At 65.3% G+C, this 13,957-nt stretch carries 7 protein-coding genes; 3 read left to right on the plus strand and 4 right to left on the minus strand.

All coding sequences use genetic code 11. From position 1 onward, the window contains the following. Positions 1–5: 5 nt before the first annotated feature. The 3 genes from AB4Z10_RS09715 to AB4Z10_RS09725 are packed head-to-tail and all read right to left on the minus strand — an operon-like array spanning position 6 to position 7,644. Entirely contained in the window at positions 6–3,281 is a 3,276-nt protein-coding gene (locus AB4Z10_RS09715) for an efflux RND transporter permease subunit (protein WP_441470187.1), read from the minus strand. Positions 3,282–3,283: 2 nt separating this feature from the next. Continuing rightward, the gene (locus AB4Z10_RS09720; protein ID WP_441470188.1) at positions 3,284–6,391 is read right to left on the minus strand and encodes an MdtB/MuxB family multidrug efflux RND transporter permease subunit; all 3,108 of its coding nucleotides are present in this window, start codon (positions 6,389–6,391) and stop codon (positions 3,284–3,286) included. Beyond that, on the minus strand, positions 6,388–7,644 hold the full coding sequence (locus AB4Z10_RS09725) for an MdtA/MuxA family multidrug efflux RND transporter periplasmic adaptor subunit (protein WP_441470189.1): 1,257 nt from the start codon (positions 7,642–7,644) through the stop codon (positions 6,388–6,390). The genes AB4Z10_RS09720 and AB4Z10_RS09725 overlap by 4 nt, the downstream gene beginning before the upstream one ends. A 179-nt stretch (positions 7,645–7,823) precedes the next feature. Between AB4Z10_RS09725 and AB4Z10_RS09730 the strand changes: the two genes are divergently transcribed. Then, positions 7,824–9,506 (plus strand): SulP family inorganic anion transporter, encoded by a 1,683-nt coding sequence (locus AB4Z10_RS09730; RefSeq protein WP_441470190.1) that lies wholly within the window; start codon positions 7,824–7,826, stop codon positions 9,504–9,506. Positions 9,507–9,764: 258 nt separating this feature from the next. On the opposite strand, the gene AB4Z10_RS09735 is transcribed toward AB4Z10_RS09730, so the two are convergent. Further along, positions 9,765–10,772, minus strand: coding sequence for a LacI family DNA-binding transcriptional regulator (locus AB4Z10_RS09735; RefSeq protein WP_441470191.1), 1,008 nt, complete (start codon positions 10,770–10,772; stop codon positions 9,765–9,767). Between the two features lie 211 nt (positions 10,773–10,983). On the opposite strand from AB4Z10_RS09735, the gene AB4Z10_RS09740 reads away from it, so the two are divergent. Both AB4Z10_RS09740 and AB4Z10_RS09745 read left to right on the plus strand, forming a co-directional pair. Then, a complete protein-coding gene (locus tag AB4Z10_RS09740) occupies positions 10,984–12,897 on the plus strand; it encodes an ABC transporter substrate-binding protein (RefSeq protein WP_441470192.1) in 1,914 nt (637 codons plus the stop codon). 73 nt (positions 12,898–12,970) lie between these two features. Then, entirely contained in the window at positions 12,971–13,957 is a 987-nt protein-coding gene (locus AB4Z10_RS09745; RefSeq protein ID WP_441470193.1) for an ABC transporter permease, read from the plus strand.

A 13,957-nucleotide genomic window follows, 5' to 3' on the forward strand; every position in this document is an offset into this window, starting at 1 on the left:
CCCCATCATGCCGTGGCATCCGGGGCGGGCGCAGGCCGACGTCTGCGCAGCTTCCCGCACCAGGCGCGAAAGCGGTCAGCGTAGAGATAAACGACCGGCGTCGTGTAGAGCGTCAGAATCTGGCTCAGGACCAACCCGCCGACGATGGCGATGCCAAGCGGGCGCCGCAGTTCTCCCCCTTCGCCGAAGCCGATCGCGAGCGGCATCGCGCCGAGCATGGCGGCCATCGTCGTCATCATGATCGGCCGGAACCGCAACAGGCAGGCCTCCTGAATGGCTTCGAACGGGGGCAGGCCGCGCTGGCGCTGCGCGTCGAGCGCGAAGTCGATCATCATGATCGCATTCTTCTTAACGATACCGATCAGAAGGATCACCCCGATCAGCGCCATGATGCTGAATTCGACGCCGAAAGCCATCAGCGCGAGCAATGCGCCGACCCCRGCCGACGGCAGCGTCGAGAGGATCGTTAGCGGGTGCACGAAGCTCTCGTAGAGCACTCCCAGGACAAGGTAGATCGTCACCAATGCCGCCAGGATGAGATAGGGCTGGCTGCCAAGAGCGTCCTGGAAGGCGCGGGCCGTTCCCTGATAGGTGCCGTGGATGGTGACGGGCACACCTATCCGGTTTATGGCGGCCTCGATCGACTCGATTGCCGTGCTCAGCGACACGTCCGCCGGGAGGTTGAACGAGATGGTATTGGCGACGAGCAGCCCCTGATGGTTGACGGCGAGCGGCGTCGCGCCCAGCTCGAAGCGCGCGATCGCCGAGAGCGGTATCATCGTCTCCAGCACCGTGCTGACAGCCGAGCCGGTCGAGACCGCTCCCTTGCCGGTCGCGCCGATGGAGTTGGTGGCGAGATTGCGGGCCGCATCCGCCGCGACGCTGCTCGCCGGGGTCGATTTGCCCGCGGCCGCGACCGTGCCGGCGACCGCATTGGTTGCCTGAGAGCCTCCGACCGACCCGCCGGCAGTGCTGATGAAAACCTGCTTCAGCGTTTCCGGGTTCTGCCAGAAGCGCGGCGCCACCTCCATGATGACATGGTACTGGTTGCGCGCGACATAGATCGTCGACACCTGCCGCTGGCCGAAGGCGTCGTAAAGGGTGTTGTTCACCTGCGCCATGGTGAGGCCGAGGCGCGCGGCCGTATCGCGATCGACGATGACGTTGGATTCCAGCCCCTTGTTCTGCTGGTCGCTGTTGACGTCGGCGAGCGTCGGCAGCGCCTGCAGCGCGGCGGTGATCCTCGGCGTCCATTCCGCGAGATCCTCCAGGGTCGAGCCCTGCAGCGTATACTGGTACTGGGCATTGCCGACCCGGCCGCCTACCCGGATATCTTGAACCGCCTGCAGGAAGAGGCTCGCGCCGGGCACGACTGCCAGATCCCGCCGCAGGCGCGCAATCACCTGGTCGGCAGAGACGACGCGTTCGGCGAGCGGCTTCAGCGCGATGAAGACGCTGCCGGAATTGGTCTGCCCACCGCCGGTGAACCCGACGACGGTGTCGACGGCCGGGTCGGCCTTCACGATCGAGACGAAGCGCGAAAGCTTCTGCTGCATAAGCTGGAAGGAGATGCTCTGATCGGCCTGGATGGAACCGACGATGCGTCCCGTGTCCTGCTGGGGAAAGAAGCCCTTCGGAATGGCGCCGTAAAGATAGAAGTTGAGGCCCAGCACGGCTGCGAAGACCAGCATGATCGCCCCGGGATGGCCAAGCGCGACTGTCAGCGTTCGCCTGTATCCGCCAAGCATCCAGGCGAAGACCCGCTCGCTGCCGCGATATAGTCGGCCATGCCGAAGCTCGGAATTCCTGCGCAGGAGCGCGGCGCACATCATCGGTGTCGTCGTCAGCGAGATCAGCAGCGAGATGATGATCGCCAGCGAGGTCGTCATGGCGAATTCGCGAAACAGCCGCCCGACGATGCCCCCCATCAGCAGGATCGGGATGAACACTGCGACCAGCGAGATGCTCATGGACAGGACCGTGAAGCCGACCTCCTGCGCGCCCTTGAGCGCGGCCTCGCGCGGCTCCATCCCGCCCTCGACATGGCGCGCGATGTTTTCGAGAACCACGATGCAATCGTCGACGACGAACCCCGTCGCGACGGTCAAGGCCATCAGCGACAGGTTGTTGAGGCTGTAGCCCAGCAGGTACATCGCCGCGAAGGTGGCGATCAGCGATACGGACACGGCCACGATCGGCACGAGCATGGTCCGCCAGTCCCGCAGGAACGCGAACACCACGGCGATCACCAGCAGGATCGCGATCAGCAGCGTGCGCTCGACATCGTTGAGCGAAGCCCGGATCGTCGTGGATCGGTCGACGGCCGGCGCGAGATCGATGGCCGGCGAAATGGAGGCCCGGAGCGTCGGCAGGAGGGCCTTCACCCGGTCGACCACGCCGATGATGTTCGCGTTGGGTTGCCGGAACAACACGAGGAGAACGCCGGGCTTGCCGTCGACGAGCCCGGCATTGCGCAGATTCTCGACCGAATCCGTCACCTCGCCGATATCGGACAGCCGGATGGGCGCGCCGTCGCGATAGGCGATGGTGAGGGAGCGATATTGTTGCGCCTTTTCTGCCTGGTCGTTGGCATAGATCTGGTAACGGCGATCGCCGACATCGATCCCACCCTTGGGGCTGTGGGCGTTGGCGCTGGCTATGGCGGCGCGGACGTCCTCCAGGCCGATGCCGTATTTGTAGACGGCCTGCGGATTCAGCTCGACCCTGACGGCCGGCAGCGAACCGCCGCCGACGATGACCTCGCCGACCCCTTCCACCTGAGACAGTTTCTGCGCGAGCACCGTGGAGGCCGCATCGTAGAGCTCGCCCCGGGTCTTCGTGTCCGAAGTCAGCGTCAGGATGAGCACGGGCGCATCCGCCGGGTTGACCTTCCGATAGGTCGGATTCGCGCGCAGGCTTGCCGGCAGGTCGGCGCGAGCCGCGTTGATCGCAGCCTGCACGTCGCGCGCAGCGCCGTCGATGTCGCGCTTCAGGCCGAACTGGAGGGTGATCCGCGTTCCTCCGACCGTGCTTGACGAGGTCATCTCCGTCACATCGGCGATCTGGCCGAGATGGCGCTCCAGCGGGCTCGCCACGGTCGCCGCCACATCTTGCGGGCTTCCGCCCGGCAACGTGGCCTGGACCGAAATTGTCGGGAAATCGACCTCCGGCAGGGGGGAGACAGGGAGCTGGAAGTAAGCGACGGCGCCCACCCCGGCAAGCCAGACGGTCAGCAGCGTGGTCGCAACCGGTCGGCGGATGAAGGTCCCCGACGGGTTCATGACTAAGGCACTTCTTGGGCCGGCGGGACAGCCGCCCCGGCACCGGTGGAGCGCACAGCCAGCCGATCGAACCAGAGATAGATCACTGGCGTGGTGAACAGCGTCAGGAACTGGCTGACCAGCAGCCCGCCGACGATGGCGATGCCGAGCGGATGCCGGAGCTCGGAGCCCACGCCGGTTCCGAGCATCAGCGGGAGCGCACCCAGCATCGCGGCCATCGTCGTCATCAGGATGGGCCGGAACCGCAACAGGCAGGCCTGGCGGATCGCCTCGCGCGGCGCCCTGCCCTCGTTGCGCTCGGCGTCCAGCGCAAAATCGATCATCATGATCGCGTTCTTCTTCACGATGCCGATCAGGAGGATAATGCCGATGATCGCGACGATGGTGAGCTGTTGGCCCGCCATCATCAGAGCCAGCAGCGCGCCGATGCCCGCCGACGGCAACGTCGAGAGGATCGTCAGGGGATGGGTGAAGCTCTCGTAGAGCACTCCCAGCACGATATAGACTGTCACGATCGCCGCGAGGATCAGCAGGACCTGGTTGGACAGGGACGCCTGAAATGCCTGCGTCGTGCCCAGGAAGGTGCTGACGACGCTTCCTGGAAGGCCGATTTCGGCCTGGACCTGCTTGATCGCGCTGACGGCCTCACCGATCGAGGCGTCCGGGGCGAGGTTGAAGGAGATCGTGGCCGAGGGAAATTGGCCGAGATGGGACACCTGCAGCGGTGCGGTTCCCTCGCGGATCTTCGCGACGACCGCCAGCGGCACAGGTCCCCCGCCCACCGATGACGGCAGATAGATCGCCGATAGCGATCGTAGCGAGGTCTGCAGCAACGGATCGGCCTCCAGGATGACACGATACTGGTTTGCATTGGTGAAGATCGTGGAGACGATGCGCTGTCCGAAGGAGTCGTAGAGCGCGTTGTCGATTGTCGCCGGGGTGATACCGAAGCGAGCCGCCTGGTCGCGGTCGATATCGACGAAAACGGCGAGCCCTCGTGCGGAGATATCGCTGGCGACCTCGGCAAGCTGCGGAAGCTCCGCCAGCCGCTCGACGAGCTTCGGTGTCCATTCGGCGAGCTGAACCGCGTCGGCATCCTGCAGGACAAACTGGTACTGCATTCGGCTGACGATGCCCTCGACCGTCAGGTCCTGCACGGGCTGCATATAGAGCGAGATACCCGGCAGCGAGGCTGTGCGCTGCCGCAGGCGATCCATCACCACCGCGATGTTGGACGCGCGCTCCTCATGAGGCTTCAGATTGATCAGGATCCGACCGCTGTTCAGCGTGCTGTTGGTGCCGTCGACGCCGATAAAGGAGGATAGGCTTACGACATCGGGGTCCTTCAGTATCTCGGCGGCGAGCTCCTGCTGCCGCGTGGCCATCGCGGCGAAGGAGACCGATTGCGGCGCCTCCGTGATCGCCTGGATGATGCCGGTGTCCTGTTGCGGGAAGAAGCCCTTGGGAATGACGGCGTAGAGATACCCCGTCAGCCCGAACGTCGTCAGGGCGATCAGCAGCACCATCGTCTGCCGGTCGAGCACCCAGTCCAGCATCCGGGCATAGCCGGCGATGATGCTGTCGAAGGCCTCGCGGCTCGCGCGCTGGAAGCGGTTCTCCGTGGTCTCCGCCACTGGCTTCAGCAGCTTGGCGCAGGCCATCGGGACCAATGTCAGCGAGACGACCGCCGAGATCAGGATCGTCACCGACAGCGTGACGGCGAACTCCCGGAACAGGCGGCCGACCACGTCGCCCATGAACAGCAGCGGGATCAACACAGCGATCAGGGAGACCGTCAGCGAGATGATGGTGAAGCCAATTTGCTCGGAGCCGCGCAGCGCGGCCTCAAGCGCCGCATGTCCCTCCTCAAGATAGCGGGAGATGTTCTCGATCACGACGATCGCGTCGTCGACCACGAAGCCGGACGAGATGGTCAGTGCCATCAGCGTCAGGTTGTTGAGACTGAAGCCCAGCAGGTACATCACGCCGAGCGTCCCGACGAGCGAAAGCGGGACGGACAGGCTCGGGATCAGCGTCGCGCGCGGGCTGCGCAAGAAGACGAAGATCACCAGAACGACGAGTATCACCGCGAGGCCGAGCTCGTATTCGACGTCACGGACCGAAGCCCGGATGGTGACCGTGCGGTCGGTCAGAATCGTCATGTCGACGGCCGCCGGCAGCGATGCCTTGAGTTGCGGCAACAGCGCCTTGATACTCTCGACCACCGAGATGACATTGGCGCCCGGCTGACGCTGGATGTTCAGGATCACAGCCGGCGTCGTGTTCATCCAGGCACCGAGCTTGTCGTTCTCGGCTCCGTCTACGACTTCTCCGACATCGCCAAGCCGGACCGGAGCGCCGTTCTTGTACGCGACGATCAGCGAGCGGTAGCCGCCGGCGGAGCGGATCTGGTCGTTGGCGTTGATCGTCGAAGCCCGCATCGGCCCGTCGAAACTGCCTTTCGGCGTGTTAACGTTGGCGTTGGCCAGCGTGGTGCGCAGGTCATCGATGTTCAGGCCGTAGGCGGCGAGCTTGCGGATATCGGCACGGATCCTCACGGCCGGCCGCTGGCCGCCGCTGATGCTGACAAGGCCCACGCCGGGAAGTTGCGATATCTTCTGCGCCAGCCGCGTGTTGGCGAAGTCCTGCACCTGCGTGAGCGGAACAGTGGCGGAGGTCAGCCCAAGAGTCAGGATGGGCGCGTCGGCGGGGTTGACCTTCGCGTAGATCGGAGGCGCCGGGAGATCCGCCGGCAGGAGGTTGCCCGCGGCGTTGATCGCGGCCTGCACCTCCTGCTCCGCAACATCCAGCGAGATGTTCAGGTCGAATTGCAGAGTGATGACCGAGGCGCCGCCCGAACTGACCGAGCTCATCTGGTTCAGGTTCGGCATCTGGCCGAACTGCACCTCGAGCGGCGCCGTCACCGAGGAGGTCATCACATCGGGGCTGGCGCCCGGATAGAAGGTCTGGACCTGGATGGTCGGGTAATCGACCTCGGGCAGCGCCGCCACCGGGAGAAACCGGAAGGCGAGGATGCCCGAAAGCATGATGGCCACCATCAGCAGCGTCGTGGCCACGGGCCGCATAATGAACGGCCGGGACGGGCTCACGGGGCTGACCTCGCGCCCGCGCGGCGGCCAGTGCCCGCAGGCGGCGGCACCGTTGCATCGAGGGGCGCCCGCACGCTGATCCTGGCGCCTTCACGCAGCTTGTCGGCGCCGTCGATGACGACCGTGTCGCCCGGCTTGAGACCCGACAGGACCTCCACATGGTCGCCATCGGTCACGCCGAGTTCGACCTTGCGGACCGAGACGGTGTCGTTCGCGTTGACGATATAGACGAAGGTACCCGGCACGCCGCGCTGGACCCCCGCGGACGGGATTTGCGTGACGCCTTTGCGCGTATCGAGCAGCAGGCGAATGTTGACGAACTGGTTGGGATAAAGCGACCGCCCCTCGTTTCCGAAGAGTGCACGCAGCTTGATCGTTCCCGTGGTGGGATCGATCTGGCTGTCGAACGTCTGCAGCGTCCCATCTGCGAGCTTCGCCGTGCCGGCGCGGTTGAATGCCTGGACCGGCAGCGTAGCGCCCGTCCGCAGGCGCGCGGCGACCGGCTGCAGATTGTCCTCCGGGAGGGTGAAGAGCACGCTTATGGGCTCGAGCTGCGTGATTACGACGATGCCGCTCGCGTCGCCGGCCGTAACGTAGTTTCCCGCGTCGACCTGGCGCAAACCGGCGCGCCCGTTGATCGGCGAAACGATCCTGCAATACTGGAGATTGACTTCGGCCGCCGTGACCTGCGCGTGATCGGCGGCGACGGTTCCCTCATATTGAGCGACCTGCGCGATCTGCGTATCCAGAGTTTGGTGCGGCACGGCGTTCTGGGCTGACAGTCTCCTGTAGCGCTCCAGGTCGACCCGTGCCCCGCTGAGCAGCGCCTCGTCGCGCGCCAACTGCCCCTTCGCCTGGGCCAGGGCGGCCTCATAGGGACGGGAATCGATCTCGGCTAGCAGATCCCCCTTGCGGAGGTCCTGCCCCTCCTCGAAATCCACCCCGAGGAGCTTTCCGGCGATCTGGGACTTGACCGTGACGGTCGCGAGCGCAGTGACGGTACCAAGCGCATCGAGGTTGATCGCGATATCGCCCTGCGTCGCTTTCGCGGACACGATCGACATCGCTTGAACGCCGCGGTTGGCTCCCACCGGCTTCTCGGCACCCGGTCGCACCCACCACCACAATCCGAGCCCTGCCGCGACCAGAACGACCAACAGCGCGCCAAGACGGCCGCTCCGCGGCTTCGGCGAGACCGTTTGCGAACGATCTGTCACAGGAGCCACGGCTGGGAACTCGGGCTTCTGGTTCATCGCTGCACCGATGCCGCTTATAACTCCACCGGCATGCTATACGTATTTTCGCAGCGCCGCACATGAAACGGGCGTAACCTTCCGTTCATCTCGGACAAATCCATGTGCCTAAGCGTTCATAGGGCGAACTGCTATGATCGCAGCCGCATGGGCTTCGCATGCAACGACGGTGGCCGGTCATGCAAAGCAACGCACCTCTGACCGGATCGGGGCAGCACTCTCCCGGAGGCCCTTCACGTCGCGGAGGTTTTGGGCGCAATGTGCTCGCCGGCTTGACACTTGCGGCGATCACCATCCCGGAGCAGATGGCAACGGCGCGCCTCGGCGGCTTCCCTGTGCAGGTGGGGTTGTTCGCCTTCGTTGCAGCGACGCTCGGCTTCCTGCTGCTGGGCGCCAGCCGGGTCCTCACCGTCGGAGCCGATTCGACGATCACCCCCATCTTCGCCGGCGCGCTCGCCGCGCTTGCGGCCGGTGGCATCATATCCCCGGCGGCGGCGCCGACACTCGCCGTGCTGGTCGGCCTCCTGCTGCTTGGGGCCGGCTTCCTGCGCTTTGGCTGGATCGCCGATTTTCTGTCGACGCCGGTCGTGTTTGGTTTCCTGGCCGGCATCGCAGCCCATATCGTCGTGTCCCAGCTCCCGAGCCTGCTGGGGCTGAACGTGCAGGCGAGCAGTCTGCTTCCCCGGTTGGCGGAAATTTGGGCGGCGCGTGCAGCCAGCAATCCGTTCTCGGCCCTGCTGGGCCTCGGCGTGCTCGCCGTCATCGTCCTCTGCGAAAGGCTGGCGGCCTGGCTGCCCGGGGCCTTGATCGCCTTCGCCCTGGCGACGGCTGCGGTCGTGGTGCTCGGTCTGGAGAGCCGAGGCGTCGCAGTGCTCGGCTCGTTGCCCGAGGGGTTGCCGCCATGGCCGGGCTTCGATCTGTCCTGGGCCGATTTGCGGTCGCTCGTCCCGCTGGCCCTGATCGTCGCGCTCATCGTGATGATGCAGACGGCGACAGTCAGCCGGTCCTTCCGCGACCCCGATGGCTGCGAGCCCGATGTCGGGCGTGACTATCTCGGACTGGCGGGCGCCAACCTGCTTGCCGGGCTGGCTGGCACATTCCCCGTCAACGCCAGCCCGCCACGAACAGCCATCGTCGTCGAGAGCGGGGGCCGCAACCCTGTCTCCGGTCTCGCCGCCGCGGCGCTGGTCCTGGGGCTCGCGCTCTTCGGCGCCGATGTTCTCGCCGATGTCCCCGAGGCAGCCTTTGCCGGCGTTCTCTTCTTCGTGGCCGGGCGGATCTTGAGAGTGGGCCTGATCGTGCAGATCGCGCGCCAGAGCCCGCAGGAATTCGCGCTCGTCCTGCTGACCGCTCTCGCCGTTGCCCTGCTGCCGATCGAAAGCGGCGTGGCCATCGGCATTGGCCTGTCCTTGCTGCACGGCATCTGGATGACGACCCGCAGCCATCTGGTCGAGTTCGGTCGTATCGCTGGCACGACGATCTGGTGGCCACCGGGTCCGGGGCAGCCGTTGACGACCCTTCCGGGAATCCTCGTCGCCGGCTTTCCTGCGCCATTGCTGTTCGCCAATGCGTCCGGGTTCCAGCAGGACCTGCTCGACCGGCTCGCAGAACAAAAGCCGAGGCTGGTCATATTGGAGGCCAGCGGCATTGCAGCCATCGACTATACGGCGGCGCAATCGCTGCTTGCCGTCGCCCGGGCCTGCGAAGAGCAGGGAACCACCTTCGCGATCGCGCGGGTGGAATCCGCACGGGCCCGCGAAGCGCTGGAGCGCTTCGGCATTGTTCGCACGATTGGAGAAGGCCGGATTTTCCACAGCGTCGACGAAGCTGTTACCCAGCTTGGCGGGGGCACTCCCTGCTGAACGGGAAGCGGAGAACATCCGGCATATCAACGAGGTTCGAAAAGGCGCCGAAGATCAAGGGCATCGTCATCTGCGACCGCGCCGAGATTTCCATCACCGGAGCCGACATCCGGCTGCCCGAGGCTGTCTTCGCCAAGGCTCGGAAGCCGGCATACGGACGCTGCAGGCGCAAATGGTAGCAGGCTGCTGTCGACAGGTTGGAGTTCTACGCCGAACTCGCAGCGCTCGATCGAGAAAAAGCGGCGTTCAAGTCTTCCCTCACAAGGTGGGCGTCGTCGCCCTCCAGATCAGATCCGGCTCGATGACGATACCTTGCTGGGCGTTGCGGCCCGCGATCCGGTCGAGCAGCATCCGCATCGCCATCTCGCCGAGATCCTGCTTGGCGATCCTGAGCGTGGTCAAAGCCGGCGACACCAGCGACGCAGCCGGAATGTCGTCGCATCCCACGATCGCGATATCATCCGGCACCCTGATGCCCGCCTGCTCGAGCGGCTTCATCAACCCGAGCGCGATCAGGTCGTTGTAGCAGATCATGGCATCGATCCGCGCGGCCTCGGGCAGGAATCGGGCGGCGATGTCGGCTCCGCCCTGAAGGTCCGGCGTGCAGGGCTGGTCGAAAGCGAGGGAGAGCCCATGGCGCGCCAGGGCCGCCTCGATCCCCTCCCGCCTTTTGCGCCCGCCATGCGACGAGGCCAGCCCGGCAGCGAAACCGAAGCGCCGCCGCCCCTGGGCGACAAGCTGCGTAATGAGGGCCTCCACGCCGGAGCGGTAGTCGACCTCGATGGTGCCGGCATGGCGCTTGGCGACGGATCGGTTGATCAGCACAACGGCCCGGTGCGGCGCGACCGCGCGCAAGAGCCGCTCCTCGTCGAGGCGAGCGCTGCAGATGATGACCCCGTCGACGCGCTTGTCGAGCAGCGTGCCGAGCACCTCCTCCTCGCGCTCGGGATCCTCGACCACATTGCAGGACAGCAGCGTATAGCCGGCCGGCCGCGCCACGAGCTCGGCTCCCCGGATGATCTCGGGGAAGAACGGGTTGACGATATCCGGCACAACGATGCCGACCGTGTGGGAGCGGTCACTCTTCAGGCTCTGGGCGAAGGCATTAGGCCGGTAATTCAGAGCCTGGGCCGCCTCCAGCACGCGCTGGCGTGTTTCCTCACCGGCGCCGCCTCGGCCGTTGAGTACGCGCGAAACCGTCATCGGCGAGACACCGGCCGCCGTGGCGACATCGGTGATCGTGGACGGCCGCAGGGCTGGTTTCATCTCCATGTCGCCTTATCTCACGATAACGATAACTTTTTCCAGAGGCTTCCTTCACAGCCGAAGGCGCAATTTTTTCCAGCTCGATCGCACTATAGTGTCGGTATAGGGCATTCCTCATCGCCGACCCAAGCAGGCTTGACGCCTCGATTGAGATAACGATAACGTATCCCCATAGCGCCCGCCATGAGCAGAAGGCGCAGCGGAGGAAACGATGGCAGCTTTTCCTGGGCGCGCCCTGCGTGGCGTCGCGCTGTCCCTGATCCTTGCCCTCTCCGGCGCCGCCGCGGCCGCCGAGTACCAGGAGGCGCCGGGGCTTTCGGAGCTGGTGAAGGGCGGCAAGCTGCCGCCGGTCCAACAGCGCCTGCCCGAGAAGCCGCTGGTCCTCGCCCCGGTCGAGAAGGCCGGCAAGTACGGCGGCACCTGGCGGCAGGCCCTGATGGGCGGCAGCGACTCGCTGATCGAGCGCTCCGTCGGCTACACCCGCCTCGTCCGCTGGAACCGCGACTGGACCGCGGTCGAGCCCGACGTCGCCGAGAAGGTCGACATCAAGCCGGACGGCACCGAATACGTCTTCCACCTGCGCAAGGGCACGCGCTGGTCGGACGGCGCGCCGTTCACGGCCGACGACATCCTGTTCTGGTACCAGGACGTGCTGATGAACAAGGAACTGACGCCGTCTGCGCCGCGCTGGCTGCGCAGCGGCAACGACCCCGTCACCGTCGAGAAGATCGACGATTACACGGTCAGGTTCCGCTTCACCGGCCCGAACGGCATGTTGCTGGAGAACATGGCGACGACCTTCGGCTCAGACATCCTCGCGGCGGCGCCGGCGCATTACCTCAAGCAGTTCCACAAGAAGTACAATCCCGACGGCGTCGACAAGCTGGTCGCCGAAGCCAAGGCAGCGAACTGGGCAGCGCTTTTCCTCAACAAGACCAGCTTCCCCGGCCGCTGGCGCGATACCGGCCGGCCGGTGCTCGATCCCTGGAAGCTGACCGTGCCCTATGGCGGCACGACCCAGGTCGTGCTCGAGCGCAACCCCTATTACTTCAAGGTCGATCCGGCGGGGCGGCAACTGCCCTATATCGACCGCGTCACCTTCGACATCATGGGAGACCAGCAGGCGATCGTGCTGAAGGCGATCAATGGCGAGCTCGACATGCAGAACCAGCGCCTCAACGGGCTGGAGACGCGCATCGTGCTCGCCCAGAACCGCGAGCGCAGCGGCTACCGGCTGTTCAAGGCGCAGCCGGCCTGGTCGAATGCGATGTGCATCTCGCTCAACCAGACCAGCAAGAACCCGGTGCTGCGCGAGGTCTTCCGCAACAAGGATTTCCGCGTCGCGCTCTCTCTCGCCATCAACCGCGACGAGCTCAACGACCTGATCTATGCCGGCCAGTCGCAACCCTATCAGGCGGCGCCGCGCCCGGGCACCGCGCTCTATGACGAGCAGATGGCGACGCAGTACACCAAGTACGATCCCAAGGCCGCGAACGAACTGCTCGACAAGGCCGGCTTTGCCAAGCGCGATGCGCAGAAATTCCGGCTGGCACCCGACGGCAAGCGCATCTCCTTCGCCGTCGATGCCGCAACCTCGCGCCGCTACCAGATCGACGCGCTCGAGCTGATCAAGAAATACTGGGCCGCAGTCGGCATCGAGATGCAGGTGAAGACGGTCGAGGAGTCCTTCGCCTTCGCCCGCATGCTCGCCAACGAGCATGACGCGATGGTCTGGATCGGCGGCGGCGGCTACGACTTCCTCGGCATCCTCGATCCGAAATGGTACTTCCCCTACGAGAACCAGGCGGCCTTCGCCTCGGCCTGGGGGATCTATTTCCAGAACCCGAAGGATCCCAACGCCGAGGAGCCGCCGGAGCCGGCCAGGCAGCAGCAGGCGCTCTACGTCCAGATGCAGAAGACTCCTGGCACGGCCGGGCAGATCGAGGTGATGAAGAAGATCCTCGCGATCGCCCGTGACCAGTTCTACGTGATCGGCACGAACATGGACGCCGACAATTACGGCGTCGTGAAGAACAATATGCGCAATGTGCCCGATCTGATGCCGGACACGTTCTTCTACATGACGCCGGGCCCGACCAATCCGGAACAGTACTTCTACGAATAGTTCCGGTCAGCGATCCGCAGCCCGGAGCATCTGCTCCGGCCCCCTCCCCGCCCGACCGCACCGGAGGCCCCAGATGCTCCGCTACATGCTGAGACGGCTCGTCTATACGCTCGCCACGCTGGCAGCGGTGTCGGTGGTCGCCTTCCTGGTCATCCAGTTGCCGCCGGGCGATTTCCTGACCTCGTTCAGCGCCAAGTTCGCCGAGCAGGGCGGCTCGCTCGACAACGACACGCTGTCCGCCCTGAAGCTGCGCTACGGGCTCGATCAGCCCTGGTACGTACAATACTGGCTGTGGATCTCAGGCATCCTGTTCCGCGGCGACTTCGGCGAGTCCTTCGAATGGAACAAGCCGGTCTCCGAGCTGATGTGGGACCGGTTCGGCCTCACCGTCCTGCTCTCGGGCATCACCCTGGTCTTCACCTGGCTGGTCGCCCTGCCGATCGGCATCTACAGCGCGGTCCGGCGCTATTCCTGGCTCGACTATGTCGTGACTTTCCTCGGCTTCCTCGGGCTCGCCGTGCCGAGCTTTCTGCTGGCGCTGGCGCTGATGTACGTGTTCTCACGCTATTTCGGCATGAGCGTCAGCGGGCTGTTCTCGCCGCAATATGTCAACGCACCCTGGAGCCTGGCCAAGGTCGGCGACCTCGCCATGCATCTGTGGCTGCCGGTCTTCGTGCTGGCGACCCATGGCACGGCGGCGCTGATCCGCGTCATGCGCGCCAACCTGATCGACGAACTCTACAAGCCCTATGTCCAGACCGCCCGCGCCAACGGGCTCGGCGAGATGGAGCTTCTGTTCAAGTACCCGGTCCGGGTCGCGCTCAACCCCTTCGTCTCGACCATCGGCTGGGTTCTGCCGAACCTCGTCTCCGGCGCGATCGTGACGTCGGTGGTGATGAGCCTGCCGACCGCGGGGCCGCTGCTGCTCTCGGCCCTGCTGGCGCAGGACATGTACCTCGCCGGCAGCTTCATCCTGATGCTGAGCGCACTCACCGTTATCGGCACCCTGATCTCCGACCTCCTGCTCGCGTGGCTCGATCCACGCGTGCGCTACGCCTGA

The organism is Allobosea sp. RAF48 (assembly GCF_052114025.1).
Taxonomy (GTDB): Bacteria; Pseudomonadota; Alphaproteobacteria; order Rhizobiales; family Beijerinckiaceae; genus Allobosea.

Excerpts from the sequence above, each read along its gene's own strand:
- AB4Z10_RS09725 (WP_441470189.1), bottom strand. The coding sequence starts at position 7,644 with ATGAACCAGAAGCCCGAGTTCCCAGCCGTGGCTCCTGTGACAGATCGT.
- AB4Z10_RS09730 (WP_441470190.1), top strand. The coding sequence starts at position 7,824 with ATGCAAAGCAACGCACCTCTGACCGGATCGGGGCAGCACTCTCCCGGA.
- AB4Z10_RS09735 (WP_441470191.1), bottom strand. The coding sequence starts at position 10,772 with ATGAAACCAGCCCTGCGGCCGTCCACGATCACCGATGTCGCCACGGCG.
- AB4Z10_RS09740 (WP_441470192.1), top strand. The coding sequence starts at position 10,984 with ATGGCAGCTTTTCCTGGGCGCGCCCTGCGTGGCGTCGCGCTGTCCCTG.
- AB4Z10_RS09745 (WP_441470193.1), top strand. The coding sequence starts at position 12,971 with ATGCTCCGCTACATGCTGAGACGGCTCGTCTATACGCTCGCCACGCTG.